The organism is Pseudoalteromonas sp. KJ63-1 (assembly GCF_055808145.1).
In genome coordinates this window covers 1,841,757-1,863,173 of record NZ_CM147855.1, presented here as the reverse complement: position 1 = coordinate 1,863,173, position 21,417 = coordinate 1,841,757, and the positions used below count along the sequence as shown (strand labels likewise).

Here is a 21,417-nt window from a genome sequence, read left to right as displayed (position 1 = left end):
TTCCTTTTTATCTCGACTACTCTAAAACGCCCGCATTAGCCCAAGCGTTGAAACAGCAATACCCACTATCACAAATTCAAAGTACCAGGGCGTGCCGTTATAGCCCATTGCTTGCTAGCCTTTTTGCATATACGGTTGCATGGCCGGTATAAAATGGAACACAAACAAACCCAAAAAGAATAGAATAAACAATTCATCCATTAAGGTTTTGTCGCTCTATTTATAATGTTATAAACTTAAGCTAACTATTAATTTGCTTTAACAATATGAAACTAATAATAAAAACGATTCTATTTTGGGTATTAATCACCTCAACCGCTGCCTTTGCTGAGCTTGCTAAAGTTAAAGTAAATGGCTTTGATATTGAATATGAAATGGCGGGTAGTGGCAAACACACTATTTTACTCGAGGCGGGTGGCTCTGCAGGGCTTAGTGATTGGGATCCCATTTATAACTCGCTTATCAAGCATGCAAAAGTAATTCGCTATTCTCGAATTGGCAATGGCGGCTCAGCGCAAATAAAGAAAAACTATAGCTCAGAGCAGTATGCTACTGAGACCTTACTATTACTTAAAGCGTTAAAAATTGAAGAACCGGTAGTTTATGTGGCGCATTCTTATGGTGCTTATATCGCAAGGGTATTTGCAGCAAGCTACCCCGATAACATTAAAGCGTTAATGTTAATTGAACCGGCCTCAGAGCATGATGTTGATATTATGCGTAAGATTGATTTATCGCGCGCTGAAAAAGAAATTGCCGCTATAAAACGCGATGATATGAAAAATGGTATGTCGAATCAGTATTTAGACTTTTGGTCGAAGCGGCCTTTGCCCGATTACCCACAAATAGCAGATATTCCCGTGACGGTTCTTGCCTCAGTTAAAAAATATGAAAATCCATCGGTGTTATTTTTTACTGATAAAGGGCGTGAAATGTGGTTAGAGCTGCATTCAAACTGGGCTAATGCTTTTCCTCAAGGTGAGATAGTGCTAACCAGTAAAAGTTACCATTATCCACAAAATGATGAGCCAGAAATGGTAGTTAAACAAGTTTTGAAGTTATTATCACGCACTCAATAGCGAGATCGGATTATATTTTTTAATGACTACTAACTATGAGTTATTTTTGTAATAGGTGGTATTTTTTATTTATGGTGATGTTTAATACGCCCTGCATGAAAAGAGTGAATTAGAACCAAATAAAAGCACTGCAGATTCACTGAAGTGCTTTGTTTAGGGGAATGATATTATTTATTTTGCAGTTGCAACAAGCTTAACCCAATCGTAATTAGTGACACCTAACAGTCCGATTTGTAATGTTTGGCCTGAACTCACCTCTAAGATACAACTTTCATTGCTGTCTTTGTTGTTCGATAAGCAATCATATTGTGTTTTTGTTACTGCTGCATCCGCTCGAACATAGAGGTTAGTATTTCCCTCGCCACCCAATGTTTTTATGTTTACAGTGGTTACGCCTGTAGGTACTACATAACTATAGCGCTGCCAAAAATCTGGAAATCCATAAGCACGAGACGTTAATACGCGAGTATCATTATCTGTAGGTGGTGCGCTATTTTCATAATTAGCCACGATTGTTACGTTTTGATAGCTATTATACGCTTTAAGCATAATGTAAAAACGACCTTCTCCTTGACTTATATTACAACTTTCAGTGTTACCATTTCTAAATGGGCGGCAGTCGTAATTATTTGTGCTTGGCACTGTACTCTTTTTAACATAGAGGTCTGCATCACCTGAACCACCCGTTATGTCGATTGAAATGTTAGTGCTATTTGCAGGTACATCAATATAGTAAATAGTCTCTTGATTTAATGCTGCACTTTGGCCTGTTAATGCTTGCCCTTTAGTTAATTCAACTTCTGTTGGTGAGCCATTTGAAACACTAATCGTTTGGGTTAGCGTGTTTGTATTATTGTTACTATCTTGCACAGTAACAGATACATCGTAATTACCTTCAGATACGAAATTATGCACTACGGTTGCACCTGTATCAGTTTGATTATCGCCAAAGTTCCAACTGTAATTATTGATTGTACCTGCTGAGCTGGAGCTTGTTGCATCAAAATTACACTGTAATTGCTCACAGCTGTATTCAAAACGTGCGGTAGGTGGCAGTGGTGTAGTACCGTCGTTATCGCCAACAGGCACTGTGTTATTAAAGTAAGTTGCGACTTGGGGCCAAATCTTACTTATTTTGGCGCCTTTATTGTAGCATCCGCCTAAATGATGAAGTGCAATAACACGATTACTTGATGCTGCAACAACAGGAGAACCGGAAGAGCCACCTATAGTGTCACAATAGTATCCAATATCAGTATTACTTCCACGCCCATTCGTTGAGGGGGCATTAACTTGGCACAAACCATTGGTGTCTTGATCAGATTCAATCGACAGCTCCTTAGGATTACCTGAACCATGTTGCGGAATATAAATACGTTCACTTTGCTGTGCGTTTCGCACATCAAGCCCTAAGTAGCCAAACTGTTCAATATTGGCAAAGTCATTAACACTAAATAGGGTGTAATCTAACGTGTAGTCAGTTTTAAAAAACTCTTTACCCGTTACTTTTACAATGGTTTCTCTGGTTGTCCCATTACAACTTTTATTTTGGTAGTTAAACCACACTTCTGTAGATGCAAGCTCAGATGCAGTTTCGATACAGTGGTTATTGGTAAATAACTTATTATCGCTGCCAACGCGCCAACCGGTACATAAGCTGCGGCCACCAATTACTAAGCGTGCTACCGGGCGGCTGCGGTCAAACTCTGTTGGGTTGGAATTAGCCCAACACTGCACGTCTTTGCGCTCATTAATACCGCAGGTAGACAAAGGGGCAGGTTTATTTTGTTCATTGATATTTATATTGGCGCTTTCAGTGCCGTAAAAATAGCTATCAATAACCCCAAACTGGTGTTGCTGCTTACTGTTTTTTGGATCAGGGTAATACTCAATGATAACGCTGTCATTTGAAACCGACATAGAAGAAAATGAATGCACACCATCATCCCCGTTTAAGCTATCGATTGTTGCAGCGTCCATATTATTACTACTATATTCATATCGCTCTGAGTTGTCTTCGCTTCTAACGACTAACTTTGCGTCACCATTTAGATCTACTTGGCTAAAATGTAGCTTTATGTAATCAGCATTAGGGTGCGATACAGTTTGAGTAATTACAGGGCCTTGTGTCGTTTCGATTGTAAATTGCCTAGAAAGATTTACATGGGTATTGGCTTGTTTGGCAATTGTAGTTTTTTTCGCTTCTTGAGTGTGTTGTAAAATAGTGAGCTCATCGATTGCAGCAAAACTGTATTGTCCATAGATAGCTGTAGCGAGCAATGCTGCGTATTTACATTTTTTCATCTTTATATCCTTTTTCACTTGTAAGTGGTTTGATGTAACGTAAATGATCAACTGCATGCTCATATGATTTAATTTTGAGCAAATAATCAGTACCTAATTTACATACTAAGGGTAGGCCGCATTTTAATCTTCGCCAGAAAAAATTTAAATATTTTTAACTTTACTCGGCAATTATTGCAATTTTCACTTTGAAATCAGATTATTAAAAAATAAATGGTTTAGTATTCAATATGAAGGTTTGAATAGAAGATGTTTACCGTTGACTCTAAAAGGTAAACATCAACACTCACTAAAAGTAACATTGTTGATGCTGAGACTTCAGATATTAAACTTTTCTATTCTAATTTTTACAAAAATATACAAGGGCCAAGTATTAATTCTGTTATTTGGGGCGTTATTCTGTAAAATTATCGGCTTAACATTTGTGATTTAACCGTTACATTTGTTGTTAGGGTTAATTATTCAATTAATATAAGCAGACGTTATGATTTTTTATATTATTGGGTTAAGTACGCTTGTTGTTATTTTGTGTGTGGCGCTTTATGTGATTTACAGCAATGTACGTAAGAGCCGAGTAAGAAAGTCAAAAGAATATAATGTGTTGTTTGATAAAGACACCATTATTGATGAACTTATTGCTCAACTTAGCGAGAAAAACCAAACCCAAGAAAACCAGGAAAAAACAATTAAAGGCAAACAAGAGATCCTTGCAACATTTATAGATTTGCATCGATCGGATAGCTTTTGTGCGCACTTAAGCGAACAAGAAATTACGTATTTTGTTAAAAAGAAATTAAACATGGAGAGTACTAAAAATGGATAGCGAGCAACAAGCCGTCGCAGAGGCAAAAAATACATCATTTATGGCACGTTTTGGCCGTCGTAATGTAATTTTATTAACGTCAGTTGTTGTGGTGTTAGCAGTGATTGCAACATTAACATCGCAGGTTATTTCATGGAATGAAGCCGATGAACGGCTTGTTCACCAATCAGCTTTTACTGGTAATTTAACGGTAATAAACCAAGCTGGTCCTTACTTAAAAGCATTTGGCACCACATCGGCCTATAAAAAAGTTATCTCGATTAACTTTACCGGTGATAGCAGTGCAACAGCCAGTGCCATTGTACCACTCATTCCTATTCGATTTTTAGATACGACAACTGGTGGCGCCAGAGGGGTATCACGTTTTAGATTACCAGGTAATGTACCTGCAAGTGAGTCGGGCGCTTTACGTGGATTATTAAAAATTCATGAAGAATTTGGTTCCCAAGAAACTCTGATCTCTAACCTTTTAATGCGTGCCACTACAGAAAATGTAAAAGCGTCTGCACGTATGATGTCGGTTGAGCAACACTACTCAGGTGGTAATGGTCAATTAAGCCAAGATTTTTCTGATCAACTGACTAATGGCATTTTTGTTACTGAGCAAATTATTAGTACTGGCGAGCGTGACAAGTCTGACGATTTAAGCAATTTAAGTAAGCAACAACGCGTTACCATTAATATAAAGAAAGATGCTGAAGGTAAGCCGCTGCGTAATGCACCTATTTTAGGCTCTTACGGTATAACGGTGGTTGATGCGAGTATTATTGATATTGATTACGAAAATAAGGTAAATGCGCGCTTAGAGGCGCAAAAGCAAGCTGCAGCAGATGAAGCCCTTGCAAGACAAAACCTTAAAAAGGCAGAGCAACAAGCACGTACTGAAGTGGCATTAGGCGAACAAGCGATTGCAAAGCAAAGAGCTGAGTCTGAAAAGCTAAAAATTAAAGAGCAAATCGATGCAGAGCGAATAAAAGCCAATGCGATTATTTCTGCACAACAGCGTGTTGCAGTAAAGGCTGAGCTTGCAAAAGAGCAAGAAGAAATCTTAAAACAGCAACGCTTAGAGGCGTTAGGCATGGATGTATTAGCTGAAGCACGTTTACGCGCAAAGTCAGCAGCACTTGATCCTAAATATGTGTTTGATGAAACACTTAAAGCAGAAGTTAAAATTCAAACGGCTTTATTTAATAGCCTAGGTAACAGCCGCTTAGTGCCTGAAATTGTTATAGGTGCGGGTCAAGGCGAACAAAACAACGGCTCTGAATTTATGCGTTTATTGGCTGCTGATGCGGCATTGAGTCTTAAAAAGCGTTTAGAAAAAGAGAAAAAATAACCGTTAAAAATCATTATCAAGCCCTAGCTTTAATTGCTAGGGCTTTTTTATGGTATTAACTATTCAGCGGTGAGTTTAAAATTTAGGACACAAAGCGTGGCTAAAGCCTTTTTCTGTTAGCAAAAAAGTGGCGCTAGGCGTTGAAAATATATATTCCTCATGAAGAAGAAACGCGATAGTTCCTTTTATTTGCTCACCTTGTTGATCTGAGGCATCGCTAATTAATTGTTCAGGATCTAACTGGCTTGGGCTTGGAAAGTTATTATAAAGATGCTTAAAAATTAACGTAGCAATGGTGTTAAAGGTATCGTTATTTTTCATTTTTCAGAGTCCTTAATTTATATATGTAGTAGTAAACTGGCTGATTTAAATATGATTTTGCAAATAATAACACATTAAAATAGGTACGTGATGACTCTGCTTTTTTAAGCTTTAATTTTGCAAGCTGCTGCTTTCATTTATAAAAGTGATGAGCAATTGTCATGCTTACCCTGCTAAAAAGTAGTTTGTGTGTTGCTGGTGTGTTGCGCAAAATCATAAAGTGTAATTGAAGAGTTGTAAAAATACGTTATCATTGTAAAACAACATGTAAAATCAAGCAGGTACTTAGCTCACGCTGACCAAGTTCGAGTTAATAATATCAACAAGGCAAGCAAGGACAAATTATGACACCTATGAAACCTTTAGCACTGGCAGTGTCTATGGTTGTTTTTTCACATCAGGCACATGCAGATACAGATCTTGATAAAGTTAAGCAGCAATTAAGCAGCTTACAAAAACAAGTGGAAATGCTGCAAAAGCAACTTGCAAAAGCAGAGCAAAAAAGTGAAAAATCAATCGAGCGCACCATTGAAGAGAAAGAAGATATAGCTGAAGTTAAAGTAGCTAAACATGAACATAAGCCTCAGGGAATTAAAATTGGCGGTGCTGTTCGAACTAACTACAGCCATACCTCGTATGATGACGATAATAAAAATCGCGGCGGCGATTTTGACTTTGATATTTTTCGCTTAAATTTCTCAGGCGATGTTGGTGATGTAAAGTTAAACGCTGAAATTCGCTTTTTTGATTATATGACCGCTGTTAAATACGCTTATGCAGCTTACGATTTTGCTGATGATTGGCAAGTTCAAGCAGGTATTACTAAGGTTCCTTTTGGTAACTGGCCATATAACTCACATAACTACTTTTTCAGCACTAACTATTATGTTGGCCTTGAAGACGACCACGATTTAGGGGTGTTATTTAAGCGTAAGATTGCTGATAACTGGCAGCTTGATCTGGGCTTTTTCAAAAATGATGAATTAGGTGGTGTTGATGGTTATGTAGATAACCGCAGCGATCGCTATTCTTACGACATTGTTGGTTTTAGAGAAGCTGGGGATGGTGTTTATGCTGAGCCAACTAATGCTATAGGCGAGTACAATACGTTCTCAGGTCGTTACGGCTATCACCTAGAACATGAAAGTGGTAAAACTGAAATAGGTGTGTCGGCACTTGCTGGTGGCTTACATGACGGTGTTGACCGCGCAGGTGACTACAACGCGTGGGCATTACATTTAAACAGTAATATGGGCCCTTGGAACTTACAACTTCAACACGGTGCGTATAACTACGATATTGATAACGTAAACCGTATTGCTGTAGGCGCTTACTCGTTTTACGATAGCATGGCGGCAGAGGCAACAATGTCGAGTGCAAACGTAGCTTACAGCGTACCGGTTCAATGGGGCGCGGTAACAAACTTACAGTTTTACAACGACTACAGTGCTATTTACGACAAATCAGACAACAGCAGAGATACCTGGATGAACGTAACTGGCTTCTCGGTAGCTGCTGGTGGTTTATTTACTTACTTTGACTTAGTTCATGGTAAAAATATGCCATTTGTTGGTGGTTCATTAGCGGGCGACAGTAGCGAAACTGAGCGTCGCTTTAACATTAATATTGGCTATTACTTCTAAACCAATATTCAAAGCACACGCCTAAACATTGGGCGTGTACTTATGTTGTTTTAAAAAATATTTTTACTCTACCTATTTAGCACCTACAAATTGATAAATCTTTAATCAACTTCTAGTATAAAAGTTCAAATGGAATAAAATAAATAATCCATATAGCTTAGCTGGAGGCTAGACATCGATGATTGTAGTTAATGAGCAGGTGTTATCTGATGTAAACAAAAACTTTGTTATCCCACCAAAACCACAAATCTTAAATGATCTTGAAATATTAGCATCTGCACAGGAGCCCTCGCTCTCAGACGCCGCAGAAATCATCGCTAAAGATGTAGCTATTGCATCAGCTATTTTAAAGATAGTTAATTCACCTGCTTATGGCTTAGTTCGTAGTGTGTCAAATATTAAACAGGCCATTATGTTTTTAGGGTGGAATGGCATTGAAGCTTTAGTACCTAGCTTAAAGCTAAAGCAAATGTTCGCCCAAAAAGAATGTTGCATTAGTTTGGAGCGTTTTTGGGATACCGCATCAGAAATTGCTGATGTAAATATGATTATTGGGCAACGTATAAAAAACAATGTTCCCGTTGAGTACTTGTATACGCTGGGTTTATTTCATGATTGTGGCATTGTGCCGATGGCAATTAAATTCGATAACTACGTGAGTGCTTTACATACTTCAAATAATACCCATAAAGAAAGCTTGATAGATATAGAAGAGCGTTTATATGGAACTAATCATGCCACTGTGGGTTACTATTTAGCGACCAGCTGGCATTTACCTGTAGATATTTGCCAGCTTATTTTACGTCATCACGATTTGAGTATGCTAAGTGATATAACTGGAAGTAATCAACAATTGTGTTACAGCGTTTTAAAAATGTCTGAAAATTTGGTTAATAGTGTTTTACGCGGTGACACCACTAAAGATTGGGATGACATAGAAAAACAGGTTTTAGAAGCATTAAATATGTCAGAAGAAGATTATATTGATGTGCAAGAAGAGGTGATTGATTTTTTGAACTGTTAGACGTTTTTAGCAGCTTAAAGTCTATAGGTTAGTTTTTTTCACTTATTGGATTGTTTTTAATCGTTTGTCGGGATTAAGTAAACACTCTAAAGTTTAGTTGTCGGCAACAAGCACGACTAACCAAATAGGAAATTAATCATGAAACGCTCACTTATCAAAACCATCGCTCTTGGCTCTTTATTAACTTGCTCAGCTGCTGTAATGGCTGATCAAAGTGATTACAAGTTAATGGTTATTGAAGAAGCTAAAACAGCTCCTCAAGAATTCGAAGTTGCATTTAACGATTGTGCATTAAATGTAAAATCAAAAAATTACAGCCAAGCTGAAGAAATTTGCTCAAAAGCAATTACTTTATTACAGCAAAGCACTGGCCCTCGCTTTAAAGTACGTGAGCTTACGTCATTTGCTTTAAGTAACCGTGGTGTAGGACGTTTAATGGCTAAAAATGAAACGGCTGCATTATCAGACTTTTACGAAGCACAACAAATGTCTGGTAACGAGTTAGTGTCGTACAATTTAACGCGCGCTAAGCAAGACCTCGCACTGTAATATTTATTACCGATTCAAAAAGCCCATGCTGTTTTAGCATGGGCTTTTGCGTTTTAGGGTTAAACACTAGTTAGCATAATTTGGGTCAGCTGTTTTAGCCCTTTACCTTTGTTAGTTATTTTCCATGCAAGGTATAGGTCTTGAGTTGGACGTGGTTCGGTAAGCTCCACAACATGCAGTTTGTTTGCTTTTACATACTCAGCAATAAGGTTCTCAGGTAAATAACCAATGCCAATAGCGGATAAAATAGCGGTCATTTTTTGGCTTACAGAACTTACATAAAAGCGTTGATTACCCTCGATTAAATTAGCTGACCAAGGAATACTTTGTTTTGCTGAATCATGCACTATAACCGTGGTGTATTTTCCAAGTTCGCTGGGTTTAACGGGGCTTTTTACTTGTGCTAACGGGTGGCTAGGATGAACCACTAGTACATTTTGAATATCGGCTATTTTTACCGCCCTGATCCCCTTTTGATTTGGAATAGGAGCTGGTGCACCAATTACTAAGTCAACGTCATCCTCAATTAAAGCCTCCCAAGTGCCATTGAGTACTTCTTCTTTAATATCTATCTCGATATTTTTATGCTTATTTAAAAATAACTGTAAGTTTTTAAATACGTAAGTTATTTCAAAAATAGAGTCATAGGCAATACGTATCCGTGGCTCCCAGCCATTAGCTATAGTTTGTGTTTGCTCCGATAAATTATTTATAGCATTGAGTACTTTACGCCCCTCGCTTAGTAAATGTTTACCTGCGGGGGTCAAAACCGCTCTCCGACCTTGACGCTGAAACAAAGTTACATTTAATTGCTCTTCAAGTTTATTAACAATATACGACAAGGCTGAGGGCACTTTATTAAGTTGCTCTGCGGCGGCTGCATAACTGCCACGATGCTCAATGGCGTCTAATACCAATAAAGCTTCTATGCTGATAGGGGATGTATTCATAATGATACCCAATATTAACTGTTCAAAATATTTGAACATATAGAGCAAATAATAGGAGTTATTTAATTTTAATTCAACTTATACAATAGCTGCATACTCAATTGGAACAATACAGGTTAGAACTATGACGATTAAAAATATTACAGCCGCCATCACAAAAACTGAACAGTCTTTTGCAACATTACCATTAAGGCTTATTGCAGGATTAGTGTTTAGTGCTCATGGCGCACAAAAACTGTTTGCGTGGTTTGGCGGCTATGGCTTGGAAGGCACAGGGCAATGGATGGAATCGATTGGCTTAGCACCGGGCTATTTAATGGCATTAATGGCCGGTGGCGCCGAATTTTTTGGTGGGTTACTACTCATCGTTGGTTTGCTGGTGCGTCCTGCGAGTTTTGTACTGGCTATCACTATGGTGGTTGCTATTTTTACCACGCACATAGATAACGGTTTATTTATGAGCAACAACGGTTATGAATTTGCGTTATCGCTGTTAGCTATTACCTTAGCTTTACTGATCCAAGGAGCTGGAAAGCTATCTGTTGATGGAAAAATTCATAACAAATTAAATTAATAAGCGGATCACATAAGTGATTAAACTTTAAGCTGCCAATCTGCGTAAGGTTGGCACATTCTATAAACTAAGGAGACGGACATGGGATTACTAGTTAACGGTGAATGGGTCGATAAATGGTACGACACCGAAAAAAGCGACGGTAAATTTGTACGCCAAGATAGCCGTTTTAGAGATACGATTTCATCAGCGCAAGACAGTAAATTTAAACCAGAAGCGGGTCGTTATCATTTATATGTATCCTTGGCTTGTCCTTGGGCGCACCGCACCATTATATTTCGTAAATTAAAGCAGCTCGAAGACATTATTTCTATGAGTATTGTTGAAGCACCCATGATGGAAAACGGCTGGGAATTTGGCGAGCAGGGCGATCCACTTTATAACTTAGATTACGCTTATCAATTGTATTTAAAAGCCGACCCTAGCTATGAAGGGCGTGTTACCGTGCCTATTTTATGGGATAAAAAAACGCAGACTATTGTAAACAACGAATCAATAGAAATAATTCGCATGTTTAATAGTGCGTTTAATGAGCTTACTGGTAACAACGACGATTATTATCCAGATGCGCTACGTGAAGAAATAGAAACAGTGAATAACCGTGTCTATAACACCATTAATAATGGGGTGTATAAAGCCGGTTTTGCTACAACTCAAGAAGCTTACAACGAAGCTTACACCGCCTTGTTTGATAGCTTAGATTGGTTAGAAGCTCGATTAGCAAAACAGCGTTACTTAGTGGGCGATACACTCACTGAAGCCGATTGGCGATTATTTACCACACTTATCCGCTTTGATGCTGTGTATCACGGGCACTTTAAGTGTAATCGAGAAAAGTTAACTGAGTTTCATCATCTTAGTAACTACATTAATGAGCTTTACCAAGTACCTGGGATAAAGGAAACGGTCGATTTAGAGTACTCAAAAATTCATTACTACGTAAGTCACGTAACCATTAACCCAACGCAAATTGTGCCTTTAGGTGCTAAACACACCTTTGACGCTGCCCATGATCGAGACCGTCAATACTAAATGACGTAGAGATAACGTATAGGAAAAAATATGCTTACCCATTACCCAAAAAATAGCTTAGGCCATGCTGATCATGGTTGGCTTAAGTCAAAGCACCACTTTAGTTTTGCGAATTACTATAATCCTGCGCGTATGGGGTTTGGCACTTTGCGTGTAGTTAATGATGACTGGGTAGCCCCAGGTATGGGGTTTGGTGCGCACCCGCATAGAAATATGGAAATTATTAGTTTTATCCGCAGTGGTGCCATTACTCACCAAGATAGTATGGGCAACAAGGGGATCACCGAGCAAGGTGAGGTGCAGGTAATGAGTGCAGGCACCGGCATTACCCACTCAGAATATAACCTAACAGATGAACCACTAACGTTTTATCAAATTTGGATTCAGAGTAATCAACATAATGTTGAGCCGCGCTGGGAAAGCAAGAAGTTTCCTACACAAGCCACAAGCACCCTTAGCTTAATGGTTTCGGGTTATCCAAAAGATGCCGATAGTGCACTTTTTATTAATCAGCAGGCGCGTATTTACGGTGGCAAGCTGGCAAAAGGCACGTCAATAACACAGCCGATTGATCATCAAGCCTACGTATTGGCATCGGCAGGGGAGTTTAGTATTAATGATGAGTCAGCCTCAGTTAACATGAATAAGGGTGACGGCGCAGAAGTTACACAGACTAAAACCATCACCTTAACAGCAACCACTGAGTGTGAATTGATTATTATCGATAGCAAAAGTTAAGCGCAATTTACGTGCGCTTAACTTTATAATTGTTACTTGCTCATACTTTAAAGCTTTCCACTTGCGATTTCATTTGCTTATATAAGGCCGATACATTTTTAGATTGTTGCGTGGTTTGCGTGGAAATTTGTTTCATTTGTGCAGATTGCTCTTTTAATGACACTAAATTTCGATTTATTTCGTTAGCCACATGTGACTGCTCTTGTGTAGCTTGTGCGGTTTCAGTCGACATTTGCTGTACTTTTTCAAATGCGTGAGTCAGGCTATTAAAAATGGTAATTACTGAGTCAAAGTTGGTTAAAGTGGTATTGGCATTAGTTTGGCTATTTTTAATCGAATCAGACGACGCTTTAACGTTGTCATTTAAGCGTTGGATCATGGTATCAATTTCGTCTGTGCTTTGTTGAGTTCGTGTGGCAAGCGTTCTTACCTCATCAGCTACTACAGCAAATCCACGGCCTTGCTCGCCGGCTCTAGCGGCTTCAATCGCTGCATTTAAAGCTAATAAGTTTGTTTGCTCTGCAATATTACGTATCACTTCAAGAACAGAGGTTATATCTGTAGAGCTACTTTCTAGTTCAACCGAATTCGCTAATGCTGACTCAATATCGTTAGCTAAATCTTCAATCGCTTTGCCTGACACATCAATAGCTTGAACACCTTGCTTAACCTGCTCGCTAGATATATCGGCTTCCTGCGCAGTATTTTTTGCAAGATCTGCCATTTGTTGATTGGCCATGTCCATCTCATGGCCCGCACTAACTATTGACTCCGAGGCATTAGCAAGTTTTTGGGTTACTTCCATCGCGGTATCAGATACATCATTTAAATCACCCGTTACTGCACCAAGTTGGCTTGATTGCTGCTGAATATTTTTTATTATTGTTTGTAAATGGCTCAAGAAGTTATCAAATTCATTGCTTAAATCAGCTAATTCGTCGTGTGATTTAGTGTTAATACGCTGGGTTAAATCGCCATCGCCAGCGGCTATTTCTTTAATACGAAGGGTAATATTATTGATATTATCGGTTAGCTTTTTCGGAATGTAATAGCCCACACCTAAAGCGACAATAAAGGCAATAATAATCACAATAAAAACAATTTTTTCAAAAAGTTGAATGCTATGTTGTACGTCTTGTTTTACCGCTCTGGCATGTGTGCGTGCCTCTTCGCCCACAACATCAAGTATATTTCTTAATTCGTTAAAGCTTTTATCAGCATTTGCTAAATTATTATCAATTAAAGCGACTTGCTTTGCAGGAGTTGAGTAAATCAAGGCTTTACTTTGCTCATACCATTGCTGATAAAGCTGATCGAAGTTGGCATATTTTTGTGTTAGCTGCGGCTCGTTAATTAAATAGCTACGATAACTATTAAAGCGACGTATAACTTGGGCTGCGTTTTCTTCAAATAATTTTTGATTTTGTTCTAAATCACCATGTTGGTTTACTATTTTTTGTTTTGCAAGCCGGGCTTGGTATATATCTCTATCGGCATTTAGTACCTCTGAAATGGCTTCTACATAACGCCCTAAACGCTCAGCCCCCACTTTATCTTGCTGTTGTTCATTAGTATAAGCGCGGAGCTCTTCGCCTGCCTGATCCATCATTTCGCGTATTTTTATAAATTCAGGTTCAGATTTATTTAAATCACTTTGCATTTTACCTTGCGAGTGATTGGTATTAATGAGTGTTTTACTATGATTGACCCATTCATTATACAAAGGCATAAAGCTGGAAAATGAATCATGCTTTGCGAGTAACGCTTCTTCATCTTTTAAATAGATTAAGTATTTGTTAAAGCGATCCTTTACTTGCTCTGCGTTTTCTAAAAACTCTGTTTTATTCGTCTCACTATCGCCAGTTGCGCTGAGTAAATTTTCGAGTGCAATACGTGCTTGATATATGTCTCTGTCGGCATTGAGAATAACAGTAACAGCTTCAAAAAAGGTTTCTGTTTGCCTTTTCATAGCGTTGTCTTGTATGTAAGTAATCGAAGCTATGGCAACTAGCAAGCCTGCAAGGATCAGTGCTAAAAAAGCGATTGGTAAAATGACTTTAGTTCTAATTGAATTTATTCGCATGTTTCAATCCTTGTTATCTTACTGTATCTAGAGTAAATGTTAGTCATATAGTGGGACTTATGCCAAGCAGTTGGGTAAATTAATTGGGTGTTTTTTATATGCTGCAAGTCCGTATAACATTACTATTATTTTTTATTGGTTTTATTATCCTTGTACGGCATATTCGCTTAAAATACGGCTAATTGGTTCATTTTTATAAAGGAATTCTGCTGTTAATGAATTCAATTCAGCCTAGTATATTTGGCCGTATCTTTACTGCACATCGCTTTGTCGATATAAACCAACAAGGTTTAGTGATCAGCAATAAAACACAAATAACCTCATTGAGTTGGTGTGATTTAACGTCGCCCATTAGCTATGAGTATGGTGTGCTTGGGCAAACACTGCGCTTTAATACAGACTCTAAGCATTATCGTATTTGGATGAGAGCCTATGGCAGCAATAGGGCATTTAAAGCGCATACCGATATGCTATGGGTTAAAAGCAATATTGCAGTGCTCAACGAGATGTTAAGTAAAATAAACCACTTTGCTCACACTCAGTTTTTGCGCCAATCATATGTGACTGATATAAAAAAACAGGTAGATGAGCAATGTAAACGTTGGCTACCTTGGATAAAAAGCAGCGATGTTTTAACACCAGTAAGCACACAAATAAAATTGCTTGAACAATACAGCCAGTGGAGTGATGCACTCACTCGTTTTTTTCAGCATAAATATACCCAGTCTCAATTAGAGCGCTATAACGATTTTTTTAATTGTGTTGAAGCAAATCCACTCACAGAGCAACAACGCCGAGCTTGTATAATAGATGACGACAATAACTTAGTGCTAGCAGGGGCAGGAACAGGAAAAACCAGTGTGTTGGTGGCCAGAGCGGGCTACTTGGTTGACAGTGAACAAGCTAATTACAACGATATTTTATTACTCGCCTATGGTAAGCAAGCTGCTTGCGAAATGGATGAACGAATTAAACAAAAGCTGGGCACTGAGTCCATTAAAGCGGCCACGTTTCACAGCGTCGGCTTGACTATTATTAGCGAGGTTGAGGGCAAGCCACCTAAAATATCTAAACTTGCTGAAAACGAAAAAGCTAAAATAAAATGGGTTGAAGGATGTTTTGAATCGCTTGCCAATGCTAAACCACAATATGCTAAAGCACTGGTAAATTATATAAATAACACTCTTAATGACGTTAAAGGCGAATTTAAATTTAGTCCTGCAAAGCCTAATCATATAGCGCTTTTAAAAGAAATAAAAACTAGCGGTCATTTAACTAAATTAGCGACTGTGTTTAGCCAATTAATCAGCGTGTATAAAACCGCAAATATAACACTTGAGAGCGATTCAAAACAGATACAGCAAGCCTGGAAATTATTAAAGCCGTTGTTAGCCAACTATAACCATTATTTACGCACGCAGGGCGAAATAGACTTCGACGATATGATTATTAAAGCCCTCGATTATGTAAACACTAAAAAGTTTACATCGCCTTGGCGTTATATCATGGTAGATGAATTTCAAGATATATCACCGCTGCGAGCTACACTTGTAAAAGCACTGCGCGATAGTAAATCTAATAGTTCACTGTTTGCAGTAGGGGACGATTGGCAAGCTATTTACCGTTTTAGTGGTGCAGATATGCGACTTACTACCGAGTTTGCCGCACATTTTGGTTTTACAACACAAACTCTATTAGATAGGACCTTTCGCTTTAATAATAAAATTGGCGAGGTTGCCGCAGGTTTTATTATGAAAAACCCAGCGCAGTTAGCTAAAGACATTCACTCAGTTGCAAAGGTAACTAAGCCCGCCGTTAGCGTGCTAAAAACATTGAAAAGTGGCTCAGCTAAAAACACCAAAATAGCGGAGCTAAATAATGGCGCAATTAAGCATTTACTACAGGGGATTAAGGGTCATTCAGGCAAGCCTGTTACTGTGTATTTACTTGCACGATTTCGATTTCAGTTACCTTCACAAGCCGATATAAGTGCTTTACAGCAAGAGTTTTCAGCATTGCATATTGAGTGTGATACGTTTCATGGCTCAAAAGGCAAAGAAGCCGATTATGTCATTATATTAGCAATGAATGGCGGAGCGTTTGGATTCCCGAGCACTAAGCCAACGCCTCAAATTTTAGAGGCATTATTACCCGCAAAAGATAATTTCGCACATAGTGAAGAGCGTCGCTTATTTTATGTAGCGCTTACTCGCGCTAAACATAAGGTCTACATAATAACTGATGATAACAACCCCAGCTGCTTTGTTGATGAACTTATAAACGAGCATAAAATCGAAGTATTTGAGTTAAAAAATAAAGCGGTCTTTAAAGGTGTTACAAAAACTGCTTAATACTGTTGCTCAAGCAAGCGTCAGAGTGCCCAATTATGTGGTTCATACGTATTTAACTTATGGCAACGGCAAGTTGATGATACAAACCAATCCCAACAATAACATTAAATGGAAAGGTGACACCTAACGAGCTAAGCATGGCAAGACCAATGTCCGCTTTGGGAATAGCGGCTTTTATAGCAGCAGGTGCGGCAATGTAAGAAGCACTCGCCACTAAGCTCCCCAGAATAACCACTGAACCTAATTCTAAATTTAGCAAGGTGCCAACCATAACGCCAATGGTGCCTAAAAATAACGGCGTAATAATGGCGAAGGAAGCCAGTTTCCATTGCTGCCAAGGAAAAGGGCGAAGCGTTTGTGCAGCAACCAAGCCCATTTCGAGTAAAAATAGCGCCAGCACTACTTTAAAGCTACTGGTAAGTAAACTCGTAACTTGGCTACCCTGTTGGGTGCCATACATCATACCGATAATTACACCGCCAACGAGCAAAATCACACTCTTATTGGTAAGCGTTTCGTGCCACAGTGCTTTTAACGATAAGTTGGTGTTTTCGCTGTGTGCTTTGTCGAGCTTACGATACAACAGTAAACCTACAATAATTGCTGGTAACTCAAGCATAACTAGGTACAAGGTAACTTCTGCGCCCACTTCTAATTTAGCCGATTCGGCATACGCTAATGCTACCGCAAATGTACCAGCACTAACCGAACCATAGTGGGCAGCAATGCTGGCGCTATTCGCTACGCTTAGCTTAACAACGTGTTTTAAAATAGGGTATAAAGTGAGTGGAATAAGCCCACCAAGTAACATAACCGAGGCCATTTCTGGGAGTAATTGCCAACTTAAATTGCCATGCAGCACCATGCCACCTTTTAGACCTATGGTAAGCATGAGTAGTAAGCTGAGAGTGTCATACGTCGCTTTGGGAATAGCTAAATCAGAGCGAAGGATACCCGCTGCTAATCCTAAAATAAAAAACATTACTACAATATCAGGCACGCTGTTCTCCTCTTTATTACTAATTTGATTTGTTAAGCGGCGCTATTATAGGCAAATCTTTATATAGTAAATAATAAAATAAATGATAACATCCTATAGATAAAAACCTATGAGGTGCGTATGAATATAAGGCAACTTTCCTTCCGACTACTTGAAGTATTTATGAGTGTAGTAAAAACCGGCTCTATAAGCGCAACCGCACGGAGGCTTCATTTGACTCAGCCTACGGTTTCTTTGCAAATTAAACGCTTACAAGAAGCGGTAGGTGAACCGTTAATAATTATGCAGCAACAAAAGTTGCAAATAACCGAAGCTGGTATGGCCTTATTTAGGACTTGCCAACAGGTTTTTGGTCATTTTGAAGATTACCAAGATTACTTAGCGGAGCTAAAAGGGGGTGAACGTGGACGATGTAAAATTGCTATGGTTAATACTGCCCAATATATTTTACCTAAGTTGTTAGGCCCATACAGTAATGAACATCCGCATGTAGAGCTACCACTTGAAATAGGTAATCGTTCAGCCGTTTTAGCACGCTTTGAACGTGGAGAAGACGATATTTATGTATTTAGTCACCCGCCATCTTTAGAGCATGCCCAGGCTGCTAGATTTCTACATAACCCTTTAGTGTTTATAGTGCCACTAAATCATCCATTAGCCGATAAAACCGCACTTAAACTGGCTGATTTAGTTCCGTATCGTTTTTTACTACGTGAAACAGGCTCCGCAACGCGCATGTTATTTGAAAGCGAGCTGCAAAGTAGAGGGTTGGTATTAAGTGACAGTGTGCAAATGGCCAGTAATGAAGCCATTAGAGTGGCGGTAGCTTCAGGTATGGGGATTGCGGTGCTTTCTCAGCATGTGCTGCCTAAAGGTGATAATAGTTTTAAAGTGCTTAATGTTACCGACACTACTTTAGCCAGTCATTGGTATTTTGTGGTGCGTACAGACCGACACATATCACATGCTGCACGCAGTTTTTTAAAGTTTGCCGAGCAACACTTAGAGCTTTATTTAGATGAGAAGTGGGTGCGAAATGAGTTAAGAGGGCTTAATTTGAAATAAAAATAAGCCTTAGAGACAATCAAATATTAACTGGTATCAAAGTTGCTTAAGTTATTTCAGTTAAAGCATATAACGATAAAAGTAAAAATGGATTTGAGCCAATGACTTCAATAACCTTTAAAAATCAATATAGTAGTTATAATACTCCCGTTAACAAAGTGGCAAAATCGAGTGACGTTCTGCCAACATCTGCCGCTGCGGCAACAACCAGTACCGCTGAAAACCAAGCAACCCCTAATTTTATCGCTAAACCAGAAGACAAAAGCTTTTTAGAAAATGCCCAAGAGGCATTAATTTATCAACGTTTAGGTGTCGATAAAGAAACTATAGCTGAGTTAAAAGCAGCAATAGAAGCCTTGGCAGAAGAACTAGGAGAGGAAGGGGTTGATGTAGATGCCATAAAAGAGCAGATTGCTGAATTACAAAAAATGTTAGAGCAAGAATTCGAAAAAGGCACGGAGCGAATGGCAATGCAACCAACACATGAAAAAGGCAAGCTGGTAACCGCATTAGCTTAGGTAACGGCATGTTGAAAGCTTATTTACTCCTGACTTTAAATAGATTTTAAGTGATTAACGCACAAAGAGGGGCAAAGAGGCGCTGCGCTAGTAGAGGAGTGGTCTAAACCATAACTTTCATCTGTAACCAAAATACTAAGCTGGGGCTTATAAAAAGCAACAGCATCCCTTCACTCAGTAAGTGACTTTTAAAGAGGTTAAAATCATCAAGTATGTTGTGCCACTTATACTTAAATAAATATTTGCCCACAACAATATCTAAACTAAGCATTATTGTTAGCCAAACAAAACCCACATTTAAACAATTTAAGTACGAAATAGGGTTAACCCATGGCAAGGTTAGCCAAGTAATGGCATATATAATCGCAGTGCCCAAAAGTAAGAACAGCGTTTTATCGCGCTTTAGGCCGTAAAACCGATTACTCTAATATTGTATTAACTATCTCAGCTAAAGCGAGTAATAGGCCAAAGGCGAGTGTTTTTAAAAGCATATAAAACTCCTCGTGCTGATCATGTTAATTATTAACGATGACCTTACTTAATCTATAGCCATAACGTTTTCAAGTGCTACTCACCATTTTTACAGATTAACTCTGGTTATCAGTTGTTATTATGTGGCTTTTTTTATAAGGTGAACTTTGGTTATAAAAATAACAACAGGAACATCGCCATGAAAACCCTTGAACAACAGCTCGGCCAGTATGGTTTGTACCATCGTTCTAAACGAAATGTATTAACCCATTTTTTTGGTATTCCACTTATTGTGTTTGCCGCTTTGTGTCTACTTGCACGAATCGAAATTCCTATCGCCAGCTTTCGCATTGATGGTGCGCAAATTTTTGTATTAGCCTCTGTGGTTTACTATTTTATGTTGAGCCTTTCGCTTGGCCTGATAATGGGCATTATTTTCACTTTATTACTGGTAGCTGCACAACCAATTGCCGCTATGGCTTTGGTGCCATGGTTAACAATTGGAGTTGGGGTGTTTGTATTTGGCTGGGTATTACAATTTATTGGTCATTATTTTGAAGGTAAAAAGCCCGCATTTGTTGATGATTTAGTTGGCTTAATTATTGGTCCTTTGTATGTCACTGTTGAGCTGTTATTTTTGATGGGCTTTTATAAAAATTTAGAACAGCAAGTGAATGAAATAGCGGGCCCAACTAAAGCATAATCAGTTAATAAATATAAGGTAAACTATGGATTATAATAATAAAACAGTATGGATCACCGGCGCATCATCAGGTATTGGTGAAGAACTTGCTAAACAATTTGCAGAGCAAGGTGCAAAGGTCATTTTATCAGCGCGAAATGTCGATAAACTCAACCAAGTAAAAGACGAGTTAAAAGGCGAGGGGCATCGTATTATCCCGCTTGATTTATCAATGCCTGAAACCGTTTTGCACGATGTTTCAGCACAAATAGACAGCTTAGGCCCCATTGATATTTTAATAAATAACGGCGGTGTATCACAGCGTAGCTTATTTTTAGAAAACGACTTTAAAGTGTATCGCCAACTTATGGAAGTAAACTACTTTGGCTTAATTGCACTCACTAAAGCGGTATTACCTTCAATGGTAGCGCGTAAAAGCGGCTCTGTAGTGGCTATTAGTAGTGTGGCAGGCAAAGTAGGATCTAAGTTTAGAACCGGATATTCAGGCAGTAAGTACGCTGTAGTAGGCTTTATGGATTGCTTACGCGCTGAAGTGGCGCAGCACAATATACATTGCTTAACTATTTGCCCAGGATCAATTAAAACGGCGATTGCCCATAACTCATTAAACGAGCAAGGGGAGGCGCAAAACAAACCCGAATCTTCGATAGAAAATGGTATGAATGTGAATGTAGCTGCATCAAAAATGCTCACCGCAATCTACAATAAAAAAGACGAAGTTGTAATAGGGCAAGGGTTGAGTGGTTGGGCACCGTTTATAAAACGGTTTTTCCCAGGATTATTTAATCGCTTAACAGCCAAAGTCGAATATAAGTAACTAAGTAAAGTACTTAAACGTCAGCATTGAGCCGCT

The 21,417-nt window shown here is 38.7% G+C and carries 19 protein-coding genes and 1 pseudogene; 14 read left to right on the top strand and 6 right to left on the bottom strand.

Features of this window, described 5'->3' with window-relative positions:
- Positions 1 to 21 precede the first annotated feature (21 nt).
- Positions 22 to 213, bottom strand: a pseudogene (locus tag AC0L7Q_RS08755) (hypothetical protein); the annotation flags it as partial.
- A gap of 53 nt (positions 214 to 266) precedes the next feature.
- On the opposite strand from AC0L7Q_RS08755, the gene AC0L7Q_RS08750 reads away from it, so the two are divergent.
- Positions 267 to 1,079 (top strand): alpha/beta fold hydrolase, encoded by an 813-nt coding sequence (locus tag AC0L7Q_RS08750; protein WP_409423257.1) that lies wholly within the window; start codon positions 267 to 269, stop codon positions 1,077 to 1,079.
- Positions 1,080 to 1,250: 171 nt separating this feature from the next.
- Here AC0L7Q_RS08750 and AC0L7Q_RS08745 read toward each other — a convergent pair whose 3' ends face one another.
- On the bottom strand, positions 1,251 to 3,383 hold the full coding sequence (locus AC0L7Q_RS08745) for a pre-peptidase C-terminal domain-containing protein (RefSeq protein ID WP_409423256.1): 2,133 nt from the start codon (positions 3,381 to 3,383) through the stop codon (positions 1,251 to 1,253).
- 484 nt (positions 3,384 to 3,867) lie between these two features.
- Here AC0L7Q_RS08745 and AC0L7Q_RS08740 point away from each other — a divergent pair, with 484 nt between their 5' ends.
- Positions 3,868 to 4,206: a methanolan biosynthesis protein EpsI gene (locus AC0L7Q_RS08740; RefSeq protein WP_413402296.1), complete on the top strand. Its 339-nt coding sequence runs from the start codon at positions 3,868 to 3,870 to the stop codon at positions 4,204 to 4,206.
- Positions 4,199 to 5,542: an SPFH domain-containing protein gene (locus AC0L7Q_RS08735; protein ID WP_138607424.1), complete on the top strand. Its 1,344-nt coding sequence runs from the start codon at positions 4,199 to 4,201 to the stop codon at positions 5,540 to 5,542. Before AC0L7Q_RS08740 ends, AC0L7Q_RS08735 begins: the two co-directional genes overlap by 8 nt.
- Before the next feature lie 75 nt (positions 5,543 to 5,617).
- Here AC0L7Q_RS08735 and AC0L7Q_RS08730 read toward each other — a convergent pair whose 3' ends face one another.
- Entirely contained in the window at positions 5,618 to 5,863 is a 246-nt protein-coding gene (locus AC0L7Q_RS08730) for a hypothetical protein (protein WP_409423254.1), read from the bottom strand.
- Positions 5,864 to 6,207: 344 nt separating this feature from the next.
- Between AC0L7Q_RS08730 and AC0L7Q_RS08725 the strand changes: the two genes are divergently transcribed.
- From AC0L7Q_RS08725 to AC0L7Q_RS08715, 3 genes are all read left to right on the top strand, one after another.
- A complete protein-coding gene (locus AC0L7Q_RS08725) occupies positions 6,208 to 7,506 on the top strand; it encodes a porin (protein WP_413402293.1) in 1,299 nt (432 codons plus the stop codon).
- Positions 7,507 to 7,684: 178 nt separating this feature from the next.
- Entirely contained in the window at positions 7,685 to 8,530 is an 846-nt protein-coding gene (locus AC0L7Q_RS08720) for an HDOD domain-containing protein (RefSeq protein WP_409423252.1), read from the top strand.
- A gap of 138 nt (positions 8,531 to 8,668) precedes the next feature.
- Positions 8,669 to 9,079 (top strand): hypothetical protein, encoded by a 411-nt coding sequence (locus tag AC0L7Q_RS08715; RefSeq protein ID WP_413402290.1) that lies wholly within the window; start codon positions 8,669 to 8,671, stop codon positions 9,077 to 9,079.
- 59 nt (positions 9,080 to 9,138) lie between these two features.
- On the opposite strand, the gene AC0L7Q_RS08710 is transcribed toward AC0L7Q_RS08715, so the two are convergent.
- Positions 9,139 to 10,029 (bottom strand): LysR substrate-binding domain-containing protein, encoded by an 891-nt coding sequence (locus tag AC0L7Q_RS08710; protein WP_409423250.1) that lies wholly within the window; start codon positions 10,027 to 10,029, stop codon positions 9,139 to 9,141.
- Positions 10,030 to 10,153: 124 nt separating this feature from the next.
- Between AC0L7Q_RS08710 and AC0L7Q_RS08705 the strand changes: the two genes are divergently transcribed.
- The 3 genes from AC0L7Q_RS08705 to AC0L7Q_RS08695 all read left to right on the top strand — a co-directional run bounded on the left by AC0L7Q_RS08705 (position 10,154) and on the right by AC0L7Q_RS08695 (position 12,373).
- Positions 10,154 to 10,603 carry a DoxX family protein gene (locus tag AC0L7Q_RS08705; protein ID WP_008109247.1) on the top strand — a complete coding sequence of 150 codons (450 nt, stop codon included), beginning with the start codon at positions 10,154 to 10,156 and terminating at the stop codon, positions 10,601 to 10,603.
- 81 nt (positions 10,604 to 10,684) lie between these two features.
- Positions 10,685 to 11,635, top strand: coding sequence for a glutathione S-transferase family protein (locus AC0L7Q_RS08700; RefSeq protein WP_409423249.1), 951 nt, complete (start codon positions 10,685 to 10,687; stop codon positions 11,633 to 11,635).
- 30 nt (positions 11,636 to 11,665) lie between these two features.
- Positions 11,666 to 12,373: a pirin family protein gene (locus AC0L7Q_RS08695; protein ID WP_409423248.1), complete on the top strand. Its 708-nt coding sequence runs from the start codon at positions 11,666 to 11,668 to the stop codon at positions 12,371 to 12,373.
- A 40-nt stretch (positions 12,374 to 12,413) separates the two neighbouring features.
- On the opposite strand, the gene AC0L7Q_RS08690 is transcribed toward AC0L7Q_RS08695, so the two are convergent.
- Positions 12,414 to 14,456 carry a methyl-accepting chemotaxis protein gene (locus AC0L7Q_RS08690; RefSeq protein ID WP_409423247.1) on the bottom strand — a complete coding sequence of 681 codons (2,043 nt, stop codon included), beginning with the start codon at positions 14,454 to 14,456 and terminating at the stop codon, positions 12,414 to 12,416.
- A gap of 215 nt (positions 14,457 to 14,671) precedes the next feature.
- On the opposite strand from AC0L7Q_RS08690, the gene helD reads away from it, so the two are divergent.
- Positions 14,672 to 16,807 carry a DNA helicase IV gene (helD, locus tag AC0L7Q_RS08685; RefSeq protein ID WP_409423246.1) on the top strand — a complete coding sequence of 712 codons (2,136 nt, stop codon included), beginning with the start codon at positions 14,672 to 14,674 and terminating at the stop codon, positions 16,805 to 16,807.
- A 52-nt stretch (positions 16,808 to 16,859) separates the two neighbouring features.
- On the opposite strand, the gene AC0L7Q_RS08680 is transcribed toward helD, so the two are convergent.
- On the bottom strand, positions 16,860 to 17,807 hold the full coding sequence (locus AC0L7Q_RS08680) for a sodium-dependent bicarbonate transport family permease (protein ID WP_178956189.1): 948 nt from the start codon (positions 17,805 to 17,807) through the stop codon (positions 16,860 to 16,862).
- 120 nt (positions 17,808 to 17,927) lie between these two features.
- Between AC0L7Q_RS08680 and AC0L7Q_RS08675 the strand changes: the two genes are divergently transcribed.
- The 4 genes from AC0L7Q_RS08675 (at position 17,928) to AC0L7Q_RS08660 (ending at position 21,381) form a co-directional block, all read left to right on the top strand.
- Complete coding sequence (locus AC0L7Q_RS08675; RefSeq protein ID WP_409423245.1) at positions 17,928 to 18,872, top strand: LysR family transcriptional regulator; 945 nt, start codon at positions 17,928 to 17,930, stop codon at positions 18,870 to 18,872.
- Positions 18,873 to 18,973: 101 nt separating this feature from the next.
- Positions 18,974 to 19,390 carry a hypothetical protein gene (locus tag AC0L7Q_RS08670; RefSeq protein ID WP_055012600.1) on the top strand — a complete coding sequence of 139 codons (417 nt, stop codon included), beginning with the start codon at positions 18,974 to 18,976 and terminating at the stop codon, positions 19,388 to 19,390.
- Between the two features lie 670 nt (positions 19,391 to 20,060).
- Entirely contained in the window at positions 20,061 to 20,564 is a 504-nt protein-coding gene (locus AC0L7Q_RS08665) for an Mpo1 family 2-hydroxy fatty acid dioxygenase (protein ID WP_413402284.1), read from the top strand.
- 25 nt (positions 20,565 to 20,589) lie between these two features.
- Positions 20,590 to 21,381, top strand: a complete 792-nt coding sequence (locus AC0L7Q_RS08660) for an SDR family oxidoreductase (protein ID WP_413402282.1) — start codon at positions 20,590 to 20,592, stop codon at positions 21,379 to 21,381.
- Positions 21,382 to 21,417: the final 36 nt, after the last annotated feature.